The organism is Aphanothece microscopica RSMan92 (assembly GCF_046613545.2).
Lineage (GTDB): Bacteria > Cyanobacteriota > Cyanobacteriia > PCC-6307 > Cyanobiaceae > NIES-981.
Map to the genome: position 1 here is coordinate 1 of NZ_JBKKKY020000291.1, position 706 is coordinate 706.

The window sequence follows — 706 nt, forward strand, 5'->3', positions numbered from 1 at the left end:
GCCGCAGATCCGCCGCCGCGGGCTTTACGAAGTGCCCGTCTACACCGCGACGGTGCAGATGGAGGGCCGGTTCCGCCCGCGCCCCTCGGCGCTGCCGATCGAAGCCGGCGCGGTGCTTGCCTGGGGGGAGGCGGTGCTCCTCGGCGGTGGCGGCCGCCTGGTGGCGGAGGCCCCGGCGCTGCGCTGGGGTGGGCGGGATCTGCCGCCGCTGGAACGCGGCCGGGCCTGGGATGCGTGGGATGATTGCGTGCCCGCCCGCGTCCTGGCCTGGTCCCCTGGCCTGGCCGGCGCACCGTCCGGGGAGGATGCGATCCCCTTCAGCCTGGCGCTGTCCATGCGGGGATCGCAGCGCTTCACCCTGCTGGCCGCCCCCTCCGGCGGGTCGCTCAGCATTGCCGCCGCCTGGCCGACGCCCAGCTTCATCGGCGACCAGTTGCCGGAACGCAGCGTGGTGGAGGCCAATGGCTTCGATGCCACCTGGATCCTGTCACCCGATGGCGGGGCGGCGCGGCGCAGCCTCTGCGGCATGGTGGAGGGTGGCGCCGGCGTGCAGTTGCTGGAGGCGGTGCCGACCTACCGCATGGTCTCCCGCGCGTCGAAATACGCCATGCTGTTCCTGGCGCTGGCCTTCATCACCTATGTGCTGTTCGAATTGCTCGCCGGGCTGCAGCTGATCCATGGGGCCGAGAACCGCGAGCGTGCCGAC

At 72.7% G+C, this 706-nt stretch carries 1 protein-coding gene; it reads left to right on the plus strand.

Annotated elements, in window-relative coordinates; translation table 11 throughout:
• Positions 1-706: inner membrane CreD family protein (locus ACLD7X_RS17570; RefSeq protein WP_411424980.1), on the plus strand; the 706-nt coding region annotated here is incomplete at both ends.